Raw genomic sequence first — 15,059 nt, 5'->3', positions numbered from 1 at the left:
GGGTCAGATGGTGGGGATCAGGCCGCCGTCGACCCGCAGCGCGGCGCCGGTGGTGGCCGAGGCGCCCTCGCTGGCGGTGTAGACGATCAGGTTGGCGATCTCTTCCGGCCGGATCAGCCGCTTGAGCAGCGAGGTCGGCCGGTCGGTGGCCATGAACTCGCGCTCTGCCTGCTCGAAGGGCAGGTCCGGGTACAGCTCGCCGATGAAGGTGCGCACACCCTCGGTCAGGGTCGAGCCGGGCAGCACGCTGTTCACCGTGACCCCGGTGTCGGCCACCTCCAGGGCCAGGCCGCGGGCCACCGAGAGCTGGGCGGTCTTGGTCATCCCGTAATGCACCATCTCGCGCGGGATCATCACCGCGGACTCGCTGCTGACGAAGATCACCCGGCCCCAGCCGCGCGCGGCCATCCGCGGCGCGTAGTGCCGGGACAGCCGCACCCCGGAGAGCACGTTGACCTCGAAGAAGCGCAACCAGTCCGCGTCGGTGATCTCGAAGACCGGCTTCGGCTCGAAGATCCCGGTGTTGTTGATCAGGATGTCCACGTCCGGGAGCCGATCGAACAGGCCCTCGGCGCCCTCGGCGGTGGCGATGTCGGCCGCGACGCCGGTGATGGTGTCCGAGCCGGTCTCCGCCTTGAGCTTGGCCACGGCCTGCTCCACCCGGTCCGCGCTGCGGCCGTTGACCACGACCGCGGCGCCCGCCTGGGCGAACCCGGCGGCCACGGCGTAGCCGATCCCGCTGGTCGAGCCGGTGACGAGGGCGGTGCGTCCGGTCAGGTCGATCTTCATCGCTGCTTGCTGCCTTTCGGGGCGAGGATATTCAGTACGGCGATATATGCGGTGGAGACTGGTATTCAGCGGGCGAGGGCGGGGGCCGGTTCGATCGACGCGGTGTCGATCGTCGCGCGCCGCCGCCGGTCCAGCCAGCCGGAGAACAACGCGACCGCCAGCCCGGCCACGGTCAGCGTGCCGCCGATCCAGTTCGGCGCGGTGTAGCCCAGCCCGTGCTCGATGGCCAGTCCGCCCAGCCAGGCGCCACCGGCGTTGCCCAGGTTGAACGCGGCCACGTTGGCCGCCGAGGCCAGCGCGGGCGCGCCCGCCGCCTTGGTCAGCACCCGCATCTGCAGCGGGGCAACCGTGGCGAACCCGGCGATGCCGAACACCGCGATGGTCAGCACCGAGCCGAGCTGGGAGTGCGCGGTGAAGGTGAAGGTGAACAGCACCGCGGCCAGCACGGCCAGGATCACGTACAGGCTGGGCATCAGCGCGCGGTCCGCGGCCTTGCCGCCGAGCAGGTTGCCCACGAACAGCCCGGCGCCGAAGAGCACCAGCAGCCAGGTCACGGTGCCGCCGGCGAACCCGGCGACCTGGGTCATCATCGGCGCGATGTAGGTGAAGGAGGCGAACACCCCGCCGAAGCCGAGCGCGGTCATCGCCAGCGCCAGCCACACCTGCGGGATCCGGAACACGGCCAGCTCCTGGCGCAGCCCGCCGCCGGGCGCGGCCTGGGTGCGCGGGACCAGGGCGAGGATGCCGATCAGGCCGAGCACCCCGAGCACGGTCACCGCCCAGAAGGTGGACCGCCAGCCGAGCTGCTGACCCAGCGCGGTGCCCAGGGGCACGCCGAGCACGTTGGCCATGGTCAGCCCGGTGAACATCAGCGCGATCGCGCTGGCCCGCCGTTCCGGCGCGACCAGGTCCGCGGCCACCACCGAGCCGACGCCGAAGAACGCGCCGTGCGCGAGCGCGGCGACCACCCGGCCGGTCATCAGCAGCCCGTAGGTCTCGGCCAGCGCGGAGAACAGGTTCCCGGCGATGAACAGCACCATCAGGCTGACCAGGATCGTCTTGCGCGGCAGCCTGGAACCCACCGCGGTGAGCACCGGGCCACCGACCACGACGCCGAGCGCGTACCCGGAGATCAGCAGCCCCGCGGCCGGGATGGACACCCCGAAATCGGCCGCCACCTCGGGCAACAGCCCCATGATGACGAACTCGGTGGTGCCGATGGCGAACGCGCTGATCGCCAGGGCGAGCAGTGCAACGGGCATGTCCAGCTCCCAGGTAGGTAGCGTTCTCAACTAGCGGCGTTCACAATAACCCGCGTCTGCGATAGTTGCACACGCTGGTTATTGCACGAGCTGTATGATGCACCGGTAGACCGGACGGCGCAAGCCGAGCAGCTCAGACGGGGTGAAGGCGATGGGACTGGCCGACGACGCGGTGCAAGCGCGGGCTCAGGGGTGGCGCACCCTGGCGGCCCTGCACGGCCGGATCGAGGACAAACTGGAGCGCGCGCTGCAGAAAGAGCACGAGTTGTCGGTGCGCGAGTTCAGCGTGCTCTCGATCCTGTCCCGCCAGGACGGCTGGCACATGCGGATGAACCAGCTGGCCAACGCGGTGGTGCTCAGCCAGTCCGCGACCACCCGCCTGGTCACCAGGCTGGAGGAGCGCGGCCTGCTGGAGCGCTACCTGTGCGCCGACGACCGGCGCGGCATCTACACCGAGGTCACCGCGGCCGGCCAGCGCCTGCTCGACCAGGCCCGCCCCATCCACGACGACGCCCTGGCCGAAGCCCTCACCGAAGCCCAGGCCCTCCCCGAACTGGCCCCCCTGGTAGCCGTCCTGGCCACCGCCTGGACCCCCTGACCAAGTGTTGGCCGTTCCCGTACGCCGAGTTGGCCGTTACGGACACCGAGTTGGCCCAAGTCGTACGCCGGTTTGGCCCAACTGGGACGCCGGGTTGGCCCAAGTCGGCGGGCGCGGGACCCGGCAAGGCGGCCAATCCGCTACCCGCGAGTAGAAATCCGCGCGCGTCTCTAGGACCAGCCCCCGCCGACGCGGCATGATCGGCGCATCGCGTCACCTGCTCCGGGAGAAGGGTCGTCAATGGCTGCCGATGCCGATGTCATCGTGGTGGGCGCCGGGCTGGCCGGTCTGGTCGCCACCGCCGAACTCGCCGACGCGGGCCGGCGGGTGCTGCTGCTCGACCAGGAACCCGAGACGAGCATGGGCGGGCAGGCGTTCTGGTCCTTCGGCGGCCTGTTCCTGGTCGACTCGCCCGAGCAGCGGCGGCTGCGCATCCGCGACTCCTACGACCTGGCCTGGCAGGACTGGCTGGGCACCGCGGGCTTCGACCGCGACGAGGACCACTGGCCGCGGAAATGGGCCGAGGCGTACGTGCAGTTCGCCGCGGGGGAGAAGCGGTCCTGGCTCAAACAGCAGGGCATCGGCATCTTCCCGGTGGTCGGCTGGGCCGAACGCGGCGGCTACGACGCCAACGGCCACGGCAACTCGGTGCCGCGCTTCCACATCACCTGGGGCACCGGGCCCGGCGTGATCGCCCCGTTCGTCAAACGGGTGCGCGCCGCGGTGGACCGTGGCCTGGTCACGCTGAAGTTCCGGCACCGGGTGGACGAGCTGACCGTCACCGGCGGCGTGGTCGACGGCGTGCGCGGCCAGGTCCTGGAACCCAGCTCGGTGGCCCGCGGCGAAGGCAGTTCACGCACCCCGATCGCCGACTTCGCACTGCGCGCCCAGGCCGTGATCGTCACCTCCGGGGGCATCGGCGGCAACCACGACCTGGTCCGCCGCAACTGGCCGGAACGCCTGGGCACCCCGCCGGCCAAGCTGCTCTCCGGCGTGCCAGCGCACGTGGACGGCCGGATGCTCGGCATCACCGAGGCCGCCGGCGGGCGGATCATCAACCCGGACCGGATGTGGCACTACACCGAGGGCATCCAGAACTGGAACCCGATCTGGGTCAAGCACGGCATCCGGATCCTGCCCGGCCCGTCCTCACTCTGGCTGGACGCGCGCGGGCAACGGCTGCCGGTGCCGCTGTTCCCCGGCTTCGACACCTTGGGCACCCTGGAGCACATCATGCGCTCCGGGCACGAGCACACCTGGTTCATCCTCACCCAGAAGATCATCGAGAAGGAGTTCGCGCTCTCCGGTTCCGAGCAGAACCCCGACCTCACCGGCAAGAGCGTGCGCCAGGTGCTGGGCCGGGCCCGCGCGGGCGCGCCGGCGCCGGTGGAGGCGTTCAAGCGCAACGGGATCGACTTCATCGTCGAGCAGACTCTGCCCGCGCTGGTGCGCCGGATGAACGAACTCACCGGCGGCGACCCGCTGATCGAACTGTCCGATGTGGAGCGTCAGGTTTTGGCGCGGGACCGCGAGATCGCCAACCCGTTCACCAAGGACCTCCAGGTGACCGCGTTGCGTGGCGCCCGGAACTACCTGGGAGACAAGCTGATCCGGGTGGCCAGCCCGCACCGGCTGCTCGATCCCAAGGCGGGGCCGCTGATCGCGGTGCGGCTGAACATCCTGACCCGCAAGACCCTGGGCGGCCTGGAAACCGACCTCGACGGCCGGGTGCTCCAGGCCGGTGGCGAAGTGCTGCCCGGCGTGTACGCCGCAGGCGAAGTGGCGGGCTTCGGCGGCGGCGGCATGCACGGCTATCGGTCGCTTGAAGGCACGTTCCTGGGTGGCTGCCTGTTCTCCGGCCGCACGGCGGGCCGGGCCGCGGCGGCCGCGGTCGGCTGAGTCAGTCCTTGCGGTGGCTGGGGTAGGCCGCGTCCACGCACTCCCGGTACTCCTCCGGGGTCAGCACGTGCTCCGGCCACGCCGTCAGCCGCACCTTCACCAGCCACGAGACATCGGAATCGTTGCTGCACAACAGCAAGGAGGGGTCGTCGAGCACCTCGGTGTTGACCTCGACGACCTCTCCGCTGACCGGCGCGAACAAATCGCTGCACAGCCGGATCGAGGCGATCAGGCCACAGCGCTCACCCGCCTCCAGCCGCGCGCCGCGCGGGGGCAGGCTGAGGTAGCGCACCGTGCCGAGGCATCGGGAGGCCGGCGCGGTCAGGCCGAGCTTGACCGTGTCCTCGCCGAACTCGATCCACGCGTGGTCCGCGGTGTAGTCGAATTTGTCCGGTACATCCGCTAGCTCCTGGTACAGGTCTTTTACCGCCATGCCGAGTGACGCTAGGACATCTGACTGTGCGTGGCCAACCCGTCGACGTTGCGTCGCGAGATCGATTAACCCGCATTTCGAAACCCTTATGTATAGGTAATCGGTTGCTCAGGCGAAAGCCCTGGTCGCGGCATTGCTCCGGTCGGGTGGTGGGGTTGCTCACCCTCAAGGCGGCAGAACCGAAGCTGTCTTCAGGATGTCGACAGCCGCGGGTGGGAACGTGCGCCGCCCGGCCCCGCGTTGACCGGAGGACAGATCGCAACGACCTGGCGCCGGCGGAGTGCAGACCCCGGCGCCCTGCCGCGGAGGTGCCCGTGCTGGTTCCCGAGGTTCCCCCAGTGCCGACGGAACCGGCCCGCACCGCCGTCGCGGCGGCGCCCAGACCCCTCCCCGAACGGGTCCTGGGCGCCGCCGCCCCGCTCGGCACCGTGCTGGTGCTGGCCGGCATCGCGCTGGTCGGCCTGCTGGACCTGCTGCCCAGTTCCGCCCCGCTGCGCCGCACCATCAGCCACTACGCGCTCACCGACGCGCGCTGGGTCTTCGACCTGGCCCTGCTGATCCTCGCCGCCGGCTCCGCGGTGATCCTGGTCGGGCTGGTGCGCAAGGGCGTGACCCGGCCGGCCGCGCCCGCCACCGTGTTCCTCGGACTGTGGGTGGTCGGCCTGGTCATGGTGGTGCTCTTCCCCAAGCACAACTGGGCGGTGGGACCGAGCATGAGCGGCGACATCCACCGGATCGGCAGCGCGCTGGCCTTCCTCGGCCTGCCGATCGCGGCCTTGCTGCTGGCCCGGCCCTGGCTGCGGGACGCGGCCGCGCGCGGTTTCGCCAGGGTGGTGTGGTGGCTGGGCCTGGTGTCGCTGCTGTGGTTCCCGCCGCTGATCGCGGTGATCGCCTATTACGGGCCGCTGGGCGTGGCCTGGTGGGAGATCTTCCCGCTCGGCCTGTGGGAACGCCTGCTCGCCTTCACCGAGGTAATGGCAGTGGTGGTACTAGGCTGGTGGGCGCATAGAATTCCGGCCAACGGTGGCAAATTGCAGGCGGACACAAGCATTTTTTCCGCCTGATTCAAACATCCGGGTGAAAGCCCGGAGCTGTGTGCGAATAGTCACGGTGGCACCCGCTTTCCTCATTCACGGTTACTGATCGTTATGGGCGGAAATCGGGGGGTAGTCGTGGGGCTGGACGATCGGGTACGGGTCACCAGGGAACAGGTGCTGGCCGCCTACGCGGTGCTGCGCCGCGAGGGCGAGTGGCTGCGGGACCGGCTGGAGGCGTTGCAGGACGACCTCCGGCTGCGACCCTGTGGTGGTGATCCGGTCAGCCGGGACACCGCCGAGGTGTACAGCTGGAAGTTCGTCGAGGCGCCGGACTCGATCTATCGGCAGTACCTGAAGTACAGCCAGACCCTGCTGGACGCGGCGGTGGAACTCCGGGTCGCCGCCGAGACCTATGGATTCACCGAATCCGATATCACCGAATCGCTGGCGCGGTATCGGCCATGAACCGGACACCCGCACTGGGAATGGCGGCGGTGCTCTTCCTCGCCGGGTGCGCGGTGCCCGGTTCGCCGGTGGCCATGGACGAGGCGGCGGCGAACGCGGCGGCCAAGGCGCAGGTGTCCGCGCGGCCCAGTGAGATCCGCCTCGACGGGTTCGCCGGGGAACAGGTCTGCTCCCTGCTCACCGCGGCGCAGCAGAAGGACCTCGGGGTCGACTACGTGATGCCCGCGGCGGCGGGGGACCGCTTCGACAACCGGGGCTGCCGGTTCTCCCGGTCGCTGGAAACGCCGCGCTATGCCTACCGGGTGACACCGGTGACCCAGGAGGGCGCGGACGTCTGGTTGCGGCCGGGGGAGACCAACCTGGAGGTCCAGGTGGTGCGGGTGGCCGGATTCCCCGCGGTGCAGAACCGGCGGCGAACCGACGACCGCGGCTGCTTCGTCGACGTCAGCGTGGCCGACGGGCAACGGCTGGGAATCCAGTACTCCTACGACACCCACCCGGTGCCGCTGACCGCGGCCGAGCTGTGCGGACGCGCGCTGGCCATGGCCGAGCTGGCCGTCCGGAACCTGGTGGAGCTGCGCGGCAGGCGATGACAACAAGGGGGCGGGGATGAGCGAGGGGCCACGGATACGGCACAACCGGTTCGAGGGTTATCCGCTGGAGGTGAAGTACGACTGGATGCAGCAGGGCGCGGGCAGCGGCGCGGTGCACCCGCCGGCGGACGCGCTGCGCGCCGTGCACGAGGCCGCGGAGCAGTGCCGGGACCGGGTGGCCAGAGCGCTGGCCGACCTCGGCCTGGACTGGTACGGCGCGGCGGCCAGCGCGCTGTTCGACGCGGCCCGGCCGTCCCTGGAGTGGGCGATGGGCGCGATGACCGCGGCCCAGACCAATCTGGCCGGGGTGGCCGCGCACGGGGTCGACTTCGCCGAGACCAAACCGAAGATCGAGTCGGCCCAGCCGGTGCGTCAGCCCGGCCTCGCCGACGGGGCCGCCGCCGCGTTCAACCCCCTGGCGCTGCTCCAGATCCAGCAGGACATGCACGAGCAGCTCGCGGCCAACAAGGCCCGCGACGACGCGGCCAACCGCGCGCTCTACGCCTTCGAGACCGCGGCCAGGGCCCAGGCCGAGTCGGCGCCCGCACTGCCCGACCCACCGCGGATCGCGGTCGAGGCGGTTCATACCGGCCCGCCCCCGACACCACCCGGCGGCCGCGACCGCGACCGCGGCCGCCGGGAACCACCCGTCGTCGGCCCACCCGCCCGCGGCACCGAGGACCCCGCCCGCACCCAGCCACCCACCGCCGCGGACCCCGGCCCCGTCGACCCCGGAACCTCCGCTGTCCCAGGCAATCCCGCGGACCCGGCTGATCCCACCAGACCGGCGGACGCCACCCGCCCGCAGGCCGCCGCCCCGCCCGCACTCCGCCCGGAACCGCCGATCCCGGGCGTCGCGGCAGTCGGCGGCGGCGCCGGATTCGGCGGCTCCAGTGTCGGATTCGGCGCCACCGCAGGACTTCCCGGCGCACTGGGCGGCCCGACCCACCGTGGATCAACGCCCCGAACCCCAGGCCCGGCCACCACCCCAACCCCGCGCGTGACCCCCAGCGCGCCCGGAAAGCCAGGCGCCCCAGGGGCTTCGCTGCTCCAGCCGCCACTGACCCCCGGCACCCGGCGGGAGGACGACGTCGAGCACAACACCAGGTATCGCACACTCAGCGACGAGATCTACGGACTGGACGACCTGCCCACGGTCCCGCCGCCGGTGATCGGCGAGGGACCGGAACCGTCCTGAGACCGCGGGCCCGGAAGCTGGTGGCGGGGCTCGAACTCGCGGTAGAGCGGGTGGATCTCGGTCTGGTGCACGGCGGACACCAGCCGGGCCAGCGGGCCCACCAACCGGACGGCTTCCTCGATCTCGTCCGGGTGGCGGGCCAGCCACCACGCGACCGCCGAACCGGGGTCGCGAAGCACACTGTCGGTCAGATACTGCCGCTGATCACATTCCCATTCCCGCTCCGCCGCCCAGGCCAACCGCTTGCGGCGTAAGCGTTGCAACTGGGTGACCAGGGTCAGGTCCTCGGCGTCGGCGGACAGCCCGATGTCCTCCGCCCAGCCCTGCACCCAGCCGCCCGGATCGGCCTTGGGCGTGCCGAGTTCGGCGGCGAGTTCGGCGTTGACCCGTTCCCCGTCGGTCAGCTCGGCGACCCCGGTGATGGCCATCGCCCGGTGCAGCACCGCGTTCACCGCCACCCCGGCCGGATTCGGATGCCGTGGCCCGTCCGAGGTGACCAAACGCCAGCGCACGACGCAGGAGAAGCTGAAGGAGAACTCCGCGGTCGAACTGGGCACCCGGCAGGCGGCGACCTCGTACCGCGACACCGCGGCGGGACTGACCGCCGGGGCCACCACGGCAGCGCCGATCTCCTTCTGCAGCTGGCGGGAACGCCACCAGGTGCCCACCCCGGCGAACGGTCCGACCGTCCGCCGCACCGGTGTGGATCCGGTCATGTACGACCCTCCTTGGCAATGGACCCGCCGGAGCAGTGTGAGGGCTCGCACGCCTGGCGAGCGTGACATGAGTCACGCACGGGCCTGGCTAACCCGGATGCCAGCGGCCGAGCAGGGGGTTCACTCGGAGGTTCGCCCGGCGCCGGAGTACGGCAGATGGAGGTACGCGGTGCCGTGGTACTGCTTCACCCGCACCTCGGTCCTGGTGAACTCCGCCGGCGTCAGCCGGGTGTAGCCGGCCCGGACCACGTCGGTGAACACCCGGTCGGACAGGATCGCGGCGACGAAGCCGACGCCGGGTTCGGTGCGGCACAGCAGGTTGCGCACGGACTGGGCGCTGACCAGGTTGTGCGCCTCGCCCCTGGCGGTGGCCTGGGGGGACTCGGCGAGTGGGCCGACGCTGAGGCTGATCCGTAAGCGCAGTGGGTGGCGCAGGGCGGGGCCGTGCGCGCGGCGGTGCCGGGAGGCGAGTTCCTGGTGCAGGCCCTGGAGGTAGGGGTCGATCAGCAGCGGCAGGTACTGGGTGTCCAGGGCCAGGGTGTGGCCGTCGGCGGTGCTGTCCTGGAAGGTCAGCTCCTGCCACAGGCCGGGGTGGCCGATGCGGGCGAAGGTCGCGCACAGCACCTCGGGCACCGCCTCATCCGGTGGCCGCGGCGGTCCCTGGCCGCCGTGGTCCCGGCTGTCCGCGACCAGCACAGCCCGGTAGGGCGGCAACGGTGGCGGCTGGTGCTGGCTCATCCTGGTGCTCCGGGAACTTCGGCGGCGGAGTCGGGCGGGCAACAGACTGCTCCTGATGATCACGACAGTCTGTCCAGAACCGCACATCCGGAGCGTGACCGTGCTCACAGTGATGGTGGATCGTGACCGAGCCGGTGCGCGGAGACCTTAGATCTCCACGGGTAGCGCGCACAGGGAGTGGCTGCGCCAGGACGGCCGCCAGCGCAGTTCATCCTCGCTGACCGCCAGTCGCAGCTTGGGGAAACGCCGCACCAGCGCCGTGATCGTCTCCTCGGCCTCGATCCGGGCCAGCGGCGCGGCCGGGCAGTGGTGCGGGCCGTGGCCGAAGGCCAGGTGCGGGTTGTGGCCGCGGCGCAGGTCCAGGCGATCCGGCTGGGCGAAGCAGGTCTGGTCCCGGTTGGCCGAGTTGATGGCCAGCAGCACGGTGTCGCCCGCCGGGATGGTCGTGTCGCCTAACTCGATGTCCTCTATGGGAAAGCGGCGGATGGCGAACTGGTAGGGCTGGTCGTAGCGCAGCAGTTCCTCCACGGCCTGAGCCGGGTCCACCTCGCCCTCGCGCAGCAACGCCAGCTGCTCGGGATGCCGCAGCAGTGCCAGCACCCCGTTGCCGATCAGGTGCACCGGGTTCTCGTAACCGGTCCACAGCAACAGGAACGCCAGCGACACCAGCTCGTCCTCGCTGACCCGATCACCACTGTCCTTTGTGGACACTAGTGCGGACAGCAGGTCCTCGGCCGGCCGTTTCCGCTTCTCCGCCACCAGATGCACCAGGAACGCCTGCATGTTCCCGATCGCCTTCACCGCCGCGCCGGGGTCGTCCAGGTCGGGCGCGATCAGCGTGGTGGTCCAGCCGTCGAAGTCGTGCCGTCCCGCCTCGGGCACGCCGAGCAGGTCGCCGATCACCTTCAGTGGCAACGGGAACGCCAGGTCGGCGAGCACATCTCCTCCGCCCTGCACGGCGATCCGGTCCAGCAGTCCCGCGGTCTCGGCCTGGATCATCGGGCGCATCGCGGCCATCCGGCGCGGGGTGAACGCGGCGGTGACCAGCCTGCGCAGCCGGGTGTGGTCGGGGGCGTCCAGGTTGAGCAGGTTGGCATCCAGCGCGGGCGGCAACGCGAACCCGCGGTAGCCGGTGCCGCTGGAGTTGCGCTTGCTCACCGACAACCGCGGATCGGCCAGCGCCGCCCGCACGTCGTATTCCCGGCTGACCAGCCACACCGGCGCGCCGTCCGGGGTGCGCGCGGGCACCGCGGCGGCCTCGGCCCGCCAGGCCGTGTAGACCGGGTACGGGTCGGCGAAGAACGCCTGGTCGAACGGGCAGGCCGGGACGGTCACGCGTGCTCCCTGCTGGTCTCGGCGAGCACGGCGGCCACCACCGGCGACCCGGAGAACGCCCTGGACACCTGACGCAGCCAGGACAGTTCCTCGGCGAGGTCGCCAACGCCGTCCCCGGCCACCGATCCCGCGTGCTCGGGCCGGTACCCCTCGGCCTGATCCCGCAACGCGACCCGCAACCGAGCCGCCTCCACCACCACATCCAACTCAGACCCGCTCAGCCCGGCCTCGGCCCCGATCCGCCGTGCGGTCCCCGCCACCTCGGGATCCAGGTACGGCCGCAACGCGAGCTGCCCGTCCCGGATCTCGATCACCTTGCGGTACAACCGGAAGTCCAGCTTCTGCCGCTGCCCGCCAGCCAGCGGGTCGATCAACGCGATGTCCGGCGCGGACCGGTACAGCGCCTGCCACAACGGAGTCAGCTCGCGCAGGGCCCGCCGCCGGTCCAGCGCGCCCAGCGCCACCGACAGCCGCGGCCCCCAGCCGGGAATGGTCCAGCCCACCACCTTCAACAGCGCGGCCAGCCCGATGCACACCTGCACCACCGGCTCCCACCACTGTCCGGTGTAGTCGAACAAGGCGGCCACCAGATCGCCGATCCGCCCAGCCGAGTACACCAGCCCCAAGGCAGAGGAGGCCGCCGCCAGCCGCAGCCCCCGACGCAACCAAGGCCGCCCCGCGACCTTCGCGTACCGCCAGCACAGCCGCATCACATCGGCCTGCCCCAACGTGTAAGCACCCAGATACAGCACCAGATACACCTGGTAGTACGGCGACCGCACCAGCGCCAGCACGTACTCGTGATCCTGCGGCTCAGTAGCCAGCGCCAGCGCGTACAACACCGCCATCGCACCCAGCACCAAGCTGTACAGCCACAACCGATACCGGATCCGCGGCCAGGCCACCTCAGCCGGCGCAGACCATCGCAGCACCACACTCAACTGCGCCATGGTCAGCAGAATCACCATGCCCTGATTGATGATCCCGCCAATGTTGGGCACCCCCAACACCGCATCGACCCAGGCCCACACCACCGGAATGAACAACGTGTAGGTAACCGTCAGCACCGCGAAAGTCGCGCACAACGCGAGCAGCCCCGGCTCCCGCCGATCACGCCGCAGATCGCGCAGCTTGTACAGCAGCGCGATGAAGGAGACCAGCGCGCACAGTGGCGGCAGGATCAGGCTGACGGCGTCCAGGTCAGGGCACCGTTCGCTCAAGCGCGCGTTCGATCCGGCGCACCAGTTCCGCGGCTTCCGGTGGCACCGGCCGCACTGGTTCGGCCACCCACGAACTGGTCCGCTGGATGATCATTGACGCGATGATCTCGGCCTGCTGCTCCTCCACCGCCGAGTAGCAGCCCCGCCCGAGCACCCGGCGCACCATGGCCGGGTCAAGCGAGGGCATCAGCAGCCGGGAGGCGTCCGGCGTGAGCACCGGCGCGGCGTGGTGGTCGCAGAGCAGATGACCCAGCTCGTGCAACACGATGTGCCGCTGATGCAGCGGCGAGGTGTCAGCCTCGAAAAAGATGTAGTCGGCGGGCTCGGTGTTGATCCACAACCCACACGGTCCGCCGGTCGGCAGGCTGATCGGCGCCAGGAAGATCGGCCGCCCCCGGTCGCCGCCGATCCGGTCGCACAGCACCTGCACGTCAAAGGGCTGGGGCAGATCCAGCCCGTTCACGATCGCCGTGCATTCCCGGTATGTGCGCCGCAACCCCGAGTCGCCTTCCCGCCTGACGTCCCCACGACGCCACCTGGCGACCTTCATTCTGTCGGGGACTCATCCGGCCGTCGAGGGCCGTCCGTCTCCTTCAACCGCCGAGCCTGCTCAACAGCAGCCCCGATCAGATCAAGCAGCTCAGGCAGTGACGCGGACTCCATCGGCGCCGTAGACCGCAACGCCACCTTCTGCGCCCCAGCATCCTTCAACCGACTCAACAACCCCAGCTCAGCCCGCGTCCGCTCGGCGATCTGCTCATCCACGAAGTACCCCAACGGCACCCCGAAGAACGAGGCCAACGTAGCCATCGTCTCCACCGTCGGATTGGCCCGAGGCGACAACAACGCATAGATCCCCGACTGCGACAACCCAGTCCCCGCCGCCACCTCGGCCGGCGTATGCGGCCCCGCCGGATGATGTTCCAGCAGATACCGCAACCGCTCCACGAAGGCGGACCGCGCAGCCGTGACCCCATCGGACGCCCGCTGCCCCGGCACTTCCCGCTCTTCCACGACCCACCTCCCTTAGAACACTGAAGTGGAAACTAGCACCATCCCGTTCCACTGTGTTGCAAAAGTACTCGTTTTGACCCTAAGCTGCGACACGTGAGTCCCGCAGCACCGGGCCTCGCCAGACGGGGCGACTCCCCGCACCAAGCGACTGGGGGTCGCTTGTGTGCCCGGAGTCGCCCCGCCTGCTGTCGCAAGAGCAAGAAAACCATTACCCAGCAAGGCAATCCGACGGCGAAGCCAAGGGACCGCAGAGGCTGACGGATCGAGGTCCCGAACACGTGGGCGCAGATCGAGGTCCCAGACACGGGGACGCGGATCGAGGTCCCGGACACGGGGACGGGGGTCCGGGGGCGGCAGCCCTCCGGGTGGGGCCTGGGGGCTTCGCTCCCAGAAGATCATCGAGCGCATCCCGGCGAAGCGCAAAGCGCGAGCAGAGGCGCGGAATGCGCGAGGTCGCCGGCCGGGACCTAGGGGGGAGGAAGTCGCGGCCGGCGACCTGGGCGCAGGAAGACGGATAGAACGCCTTCCCCGCATCGACTTGACGCGTTCCGTCCGCCCGGGGGGATGGAACGGACGATCGCGCAGTCAGGGGCAGGATGGCAAAACTCGGGCCGAAGCACAACTGAGGGCACCCATCAGAGCTAGTGGGGTCGGCATGTTGGACCCGCCCGAGTGGCCTTACAGCGTTGGAAAAAGTCCCATCACCCGAGGACGAACTCGGCGAGCTGCGGGATGTGCTGGGTTTGCATGGTGTTGATCGAGAACGTAGTGATCACCGTCTCTTTCCAGCGCTGGATCTCCTCGCGCACCTTCGACATCGGTCCGATGATGGCGAAGTCCTCGACCATGGCGGTGGGCACCGCGGCGATGGCGGCCTGTTTGTCCCCGGCCAGATAGAGATCTTGGATGCGCTCGCACTCGTCGTGCCAGCCCGCCTTGGCGATCACGTTGTGGTGGTAGTTGAGCCCCTTGGCCCCCATCCCACCCGCATAAAGAGCCAGCACCGGCCGCAACCAGTCCGCCGCGGCCTCCACATCGTCGTGCACGATGATCGAGTAAGGCCCCCCAACCACCTCGAATGTCTCCGCCGTATGCCGGGCTCCCTCCCGCGCCCACCCCGCTTCCAGGGACACCCGGAACTCATCACTCGTCTTGGGCGACAACCACAACGGCAGCCACCCGTCGGCGATCTCCGCCGCCAGCGCGACGTTCTTCGGCCCCTCCGCCGCCAGGAAAATCGGGATATCGGTCCGCAAAGGGTGCAAAGTCGACTTCAACGCCTTGCCCAGCCCACTGCCCCCGGCCATCGGCAGCTGGAAGTGCTTGCCCTCATAGGTCACCGGCCCCTCCCGGGCGATGACCTTGCGCATGACCTCGATGTACTCCCTGGTCCGCTCCAGTGGCCGCGGATACGGCACCCCGTACCAGCCCTCCACGACCTGCGGGTTGCTCGCGCCGATGCCGATGATCGCCCGACCGTTGGACAGGTGGTCCAGGGTCATCGCCGCCATGGCCAGGGTGGTCGGCGGCCGGGCGGCCATCTGCGCGATCCCGGTGCCCAGCTTGACCCGGCTGGTGCTCGCGCCCCACCAGGCCAGCGGGGTCAGCACATCGCTGCCGTAGGCCTCGGCGGTCCACACCGACTCGAAGCCCAGCTCGTCGGCGATCTGGATGATCTTCGCGGCGTCGGCGGGCGGGCCGGCGCTCCAGTAACCCACTGTGGCTGCAACCTTCATGGGGTCACGTTAGGGGTTTGCGCTTA

The 15,059-nt window shown here is 70.1% G+C and carries 16 protein-coding genes; 6 read left to right on the top strand and 10 right to left on the bottom strand.

Features of this window, described 5'->3' with window-relative positions; translation table 11 throughout:
* Positions 1-3: 3 nt before the first annotated feature.
* On the bottom strand, positions 4-789 hold the full coding sequence (locus MZC64_RS17040; protein ID WP_247757690.1) for an SDR family NAD(P)-dependent oxidoreductase: 786 nt from the start codon (positions 787-789) through the stop codon (positions 4-6).
* Between the two features lie 65 nt (positions 790-854).
* Entirely contained in the window at positions 855-2,051 is a 1,197-nt protein-coding gene (locus tag MZC64_RS17035) for an MFS transporter (protein WP_247757689.1), read from the bottom strand.
* Between the two features lie 151 nt (positions 2,052-2,202).
* Here MZC64_RS17035 and MZC64_RS17030 point away from each other — a divergent pair, with 151 nt between their 5' ends.
* Positions 2,203-2,649, top strand: a complete 447-nt coding sequence (locus MZC64_RS17030) for a MarR family winged helix-turn-helix transcriptional regulator (RefSeq protein ID WP_247757688.1) — start codon at positions 2,203-2,205, stop codon at positions 2,647-2,649.
* A gap of 240 nt (positions 2,650-2,889) precedes the next feature.
* Positions 2,890-4,548: an FAD-binding dehydrogenase gene (locus MZC64_RS17025; RefSeq protein WP_247757687.1), complete on the top strand. Its 1,659-nt coding sequence runs from the start codon at positions 2,890-2,892 to the stop codon at positions 4,546-4,548.
* A gap of 1 nt (position 4,549) precedes the next feature.
* On the opposite strand, the gene MZC64_RS17020 is transcribed toward MZC64_RS17025, so the two are convergent.
* Entirely contained in the window at positions 4,550-4,981 is a 432-nt protein-coding gene (locus tag MZC64_RS17020) for a glycine cleavage system protein H (protein WP_247757686.1), read from the bottom strand.
* Positions 4,982-5,319: 338 nt separating this feature from the next.
* On the opposite strand from MZC64_RS17020, the gene MZC64_RS17015 reads away from it, so the two are divergent.
* From MZC64_RS17015 to MZC64_RS17000, 4 genes are all read left to right on the top strand, one after another.
* Positions 5,320-6,045, top strand: a complete 726-nt coding sequence (locus MZC64_RS17015) for a DUF998 domain-containing protein (RefSeq protein WP_247757685.1) — start codon at positions 5,320-5,322, stop codon at positions 6,043-6,045.
* A gap of 108 nt (positions 6,046-6,153) precedes the next feature.
* A complete protein-coding gene (locus MZC64_RS17010) occupies positions 6,154-6,483 on the top strand; it encodes a hypothetical protein (protein WP_247757684.1) in 330 nt (109 codons plus the stop codon).
* Positions 6,480-7,076 (top strand): DUF3558 domain-containing protein, encoded by a 597-nt coding sequence (locus tag MZC64_RS17005; RefSeq protein ID WP_247757683.1) that lies wholly within the window; start codon positions 6,480-6,482, stop codon positions 7,074-7,076. Before MZC64_RS17010 ends, MZC64_RS17005 begins: the two co-directional genes overlap by 4 nt.
* A gap of 16 nt (positions 7,077-7,092) precedes the next feature.
* Complete coding sequence (locus MZC64_RS17000; protein WP_247757682.1) at positions 7,093-8,274, top strand: hypothetical protein; 1,182 nt, start codon at positions 7,093-7,095, stop codon at positions 8,272-8,274.
* Here the strand turns inward: MZC64_RS17000 and MZC64_RS16995 are convergent.
* From MZC64_RS16995 to MZC64_RS16965, 7 genes are all read right to left on the bottom strand, one after another.
* On the bottom strand, positions 8,208-8,990 hold the full coding sequence (locus tag MZC64_RS16995) for a hypothetical protein (protein ID WP_247757681.1): 783 nt from the start codon (positions 8,988-8,990) through the stop codon (positions 8,208-8,210). The two genes, MZC64_RS17000 and MZC64_RS16995, sit on opposite strands and share 67 nt — an antisense overlap.
* A gap of 120 nt (positions 8,991-9,110) precedes the next feature.
* Positions 9,111-9,728, bottom strand: coding sequence for a hypothetical protein (locus MZC64_RS16990; RefSeq protein WP_247757680.1), 618 nt, complete (start codon positions 9,726-9,728; stop codon positions 9,111-9,113).
* 147 nt (positions 9,729-9,875) lie between these two features.
* Complete coding sequence (locus MZC64_RS48690; protein ID WP_247757679.1) at positions 9,876-11,063, bottom strand: cytochrome P450; 1,188 nt, start codon at positions 11,061-11,063, stop codon at positions 9,876-9,878.
* Complete coding sequence (locus MZC64_RS16980) at positions 11,060-12,283, bottom strand: MAB_1171c family putative transporter (protein WP_247757678.1); 1,224 nt, start codon at positions 12,281-12,283, stop codon at positions 11,060-11,062. The genes MZC64_RS48690 and MZC64_RS16980 overlap by 4 nt, the downstream gene beginning before the upstream one ends.
* Entirely contained in the window at positions 12,264-12,746 is a 483-nt protein-coding gene (locus tag MZC64_RS16975; RefSeq protein WP_247757677.1) for an ImmA/IrrE family metallo-endopeptidase, read from the bottom strand. The genes MZC64_RS16980 and MZC64_RS16975 overlap by 20 nt, the downstream gene beginning before the upstream one ends.
* A gap of 83 nt (positions 12,747-12,829) precedes the next feature.
* Positions 12,830-13,297 (bottom strand): helix-turn-helix transcriptional regulator, encoded by a 468-nt coding sequence (locus MZC64_RS16970; RefSeq protein ID WP_247757676.1) that lies wholly within the window; start codon positions 13,295-13,297, stop codon positions 12,830-12,832.
* A 701-nt stretch (positions 13,298-13,998) separates the two neighbouring features.
* On the bottom strand, positions 13,999-15,033 hold the full coding sequence (locus MZC64_RS16965; RefSeq protein ID WP_247757675.1) for an LLM class F420-dependent oxidoreductase: 1,035 nt from the start codon (positions 15,031-15,033) through the stop codon (positions 13,999-14,001).
* Positions 15,034-15,059 lie beyond the last annotated feature (26 nt).

Origin of the sequence: Crossiella sp. S99.2, from assembly GCF_023094165.1 — a bacterium.
Taxonomy (GTDB): domain Bacteria; phylum Actinomycetota; class Actinomycetes; order Mycobacteriales; family Pseudonocardiaceae; genus Crossiella.
The sequence above is the reverse complement of the archived record's forward strand: the minus strand, read 5'-3'. Positions and strand labels throughout refer to the sequence as shown.

Bases quoted from the DNA above. Each gene is read 5' to 3' on its own strand.
- MZC64_RS17040 (WP_247757690.1), bottom strand. From the start codon at position 789: ATGAAGATCGACCTGACCGGACGCACCGCCCTCGTCACCGGCTCGACC.
- MZC64_RS17035 (WP_247757689.1), bottom strand. From the start codon at position 2,051: ATGCCCGTTGCACTGCTCGCCCTGGCGATCAGCGCGTTCGCCATCGGC.
- MZC64_RS17030 (WP_247757688.1), top strand. From the start codon at position 2,203: ATGGGACTGGCCGACGACGCGGTGCAAGCGCGGGCTCAGGGGTGGCGC.
- MZC64_RS17025 (WP_247757687.1), top strand. From the start codon at position 2,890: ATGGCTGCCGATGCCGATGTCATCGTGGTGGGCGCCGGGCTGGCCGGT.
- MZC64_RS17020 (WP_247757686.1), bottom strand. From the start codon at position 4,981: ATGGCGGTAAAAGACCTGTACCAGGAGCTAGCGGATGTACCGGACAAA.
- MZC64_RS17005 (WP_247757683.1), top strand. From the start codon at position 6,480: ATGAACCGGACACCCGCACTGGGAATGGCGGCGGTGCTCTTCCTCGCC.
- MZC64_RS17000 (WP_247757682.1), top strand. From the start codon at position 7,093: ATGAGCGAGGGGCCACGGATACGGCACAACCGGTTCGAGGGTTATCCG.
- MZC64_RS16995 (WP_247757681.1), bottom strand. From the start codon at position 8,990: ATGACCGGATCCACACCGGTGCGGCGGACGGTCGGACCGTTCGCCGGG.
- MZC64_RS16990 (WP_247757680.1), bottom strand. From the start codon at position 9,728: ATGAGCCAGCACCAGCCGCCACCGTTGCCGCCCTACCGGGCTGTGCTG.
- MZC64_RS16965 (WP_247757675.1), bottom strand. From the start codon at position 15,033: ATGAAGGTTGCAGCCACAGTGGGTTACTGGAGCGCCGGCCCGCCCGCC.